Origin of the sequence: Vibrio sp. TRT 17S01, from assembly GCF_050113695.1 — a bacterium.
Classification (GTDB): domain Bacteria; phylum Pseudomonadota; class Gammaproteobacteria; order Enterobacterales; family Vibrionaceae; genus Vibrio.
The window spans coordinates 1-1,774 of record NZ_JBNJOG010000050.1 but is presented as its reverse complement, the minus strand read 5'-3'; the positions used below and the strand labels follow the sequence as shown (position 1 = coordinate 1,774).

Sequence of the window (1,774 nt, the reverse complement as noted above, 5' to 3'; positions counted from 1 at the left end):
GCGGACTCACAACGCTTTGCGCTCTCAGTTTAAGTTGAATTTAGTGTTTAAGGTGCAATGGTTTAAGTTTGGTGGTTGGCGTTGTTCACCACTTAACGCGGCGTTATATGTTTCATCAATTTAGGAGTTATTTCAATGTCTTATTCTAAGGCTAGTTGCCTGTGTGGTTCTGTGAAAATTACGGCAGAAAACATCAACCCTAAGTTTACAGTTTGTCATTGTCAGTCATGTCGAACTTGGGGAGGTGCTCCATTTTTTGCGGTGAAATGTGGAACTCAAGTGAGAGTAGAAGGGGAAGATAAAGTCAAAATGTACAAGTCTTCCTCGTGGGCTTCTCGAGGTTTTTGTACAGAGTGCGGAACTCATTTGTTCTATAAATTTAAAGAAACAGGTGAGTACAATATGCCAGTAGGCTTGTTTCCAAATCTAGAAGGATTGGAAATGGACATGCAATATTTTAGCGATATGCGGCCAAGTTATTACTGCTTTGCTAATGAGACCAAGGAAATGACGACTGAAGAAATCATGGCCTACTTTGCGGATAAGGTGTAACCAAACATATAACAAGGCATTTAAGAGTGACTCACAACGCTTGGCGATCTCAGTTTAAACTTGGCTTTAGTGTTTAAGGTGCAATGGTTTAGTTAGGTGTTTAGCGTTGTTCGCACCTTAATGCAGCGTTATGTTTACTTGTATTTCAAAGGCTTAGATCTCTTGGGCTCTAGTTCTTTGTCCCTCTAGCAATTCGTCCCTAGTAGACTCAGCAAATCCGCATTGTCGGCCTAAGTTCTGGAACATCTCAGCCCGTAAAACATGCCAATGTTCGCGGGTTGCTTCATTGTCAGGTCGTGGCGGTTGGTTTCTTGTTTAACTGGCTCAAAGTCACTTTTACGCTCTTAGCCAATCAGCATTTCAGCTTGGCAGTTGCCTCGGCAATTCAGCATTGTTTTGCGCTTGGGTTGGAAAGAAAGGGCGCTTGTTGTGAGTTGGTCGGATTGCCTCATTGGGCAGGGAAGTGGAATTACTTGTTTTGGGCTGGTCGCCTTTGGCGGTCAAGTTGGTTTCAGTCTTGTGGTTTGCTTCAGAAAACTAGCTAGAAATAGCAGTTCTTTCTCAAGTAAATCAGTCATTTGTGGTAAAACATAACAAACAATTCAACAGTGATTCGCAACGCTTGGCGCTCTCACTTCCAGTTGCGTTTAGTGTTTACGGTGCAGTGGTTAAGTTCAGTGTCTGCGCTGCTCACACGTTAATTGGGCGTTATGTTTTACGAGGAAATTATGAGTGATTTGGTTGAACAGAAAGCATCTCAAAAAGTACTAGATGCAGCCTTGAAGGTCTTAGAAGCTAGCTCGCCTGTTCTTAGTGCATTGACTGGTGTCGTTATTGAATCGGCAAGAGAAACTGAAAGATTGCACGGCTCAGGCGAGATTGAGGCGCTGGACGCTGAAGCGAGAAAGCAAGCTATCGCTTTAAACATGGCAAAAATGCAAGCAGCAGTTGCTCAAGAGCTGGCAATAGCTGAACGTATTAAAAATGCACACGAAGTTGAAATTGAAGAATACTATGAAGGTACAGGAAGTGGTGGTTTGAATGCTTCCGGTAATTTAGACGGTGCTTCTATCAGCTTGGGTGGTGGTAGTCATAAGGTTACTAAGCGCGTCTACCGTTTTACAGGTGGCAATAGTCAAGAACAAACTTAGTATCAAGTTTGAAGTGCGACACTTAGAGTAGCTGCTCATAAATATACTCCGTTGGTGTCTTGTAACCAAGC

Annotated in this window: 2 protein-coding genes; both read left to right on the top strand. The window is 43.0% G+C overall.

Annotated elements, in window-relative coordinates; genetic code table 11:
- The first annotated feature begins 135 nt into the window (after positions 1 to 135).
- On the top strand, positions 136 to 552 hold the full coding sequence (locus ACQEXS_RS22395) for a GFA family protein (RefSeq protein ID WP_427015265.1): 417 nt from the start codon (positions 136 to 138) through the stop codon (positions 550 to 552).
- Between the two features lie 728 nt (positions 553 to 1,280).
- Positions 1,281 to 1,703: a hypothetical protein gene (locus ACQEXS_RS22390; protein WP_065767849.1), complete on the top strand. Its 423-nt coding sequence runs from the start codon at positions 1,281 to 1,283 to the stop codon at positions 1,701 to 1,703.
- Positions 1,704 to 1,774: the final 71 nt, after the last annotated feature.

Bases quoted from the DNA above. Each gene is read 5' to 3' on its own strand.
- ACQEXS_RS22395 (WP_427015265.1), top strand. From the start codon at position 136: ATGTCTTATTCTAAGGCTAGTTGCCTGTGTGGTTCTGTGAAAATTACG.
- ACQEXS_RS22390 (WP_065767849.1), top strand. From the start codon at position 1,281: ATGAGTGATTTGGTTGAACAGAAAGCATCTCAAAAAGTACTAGATGCA.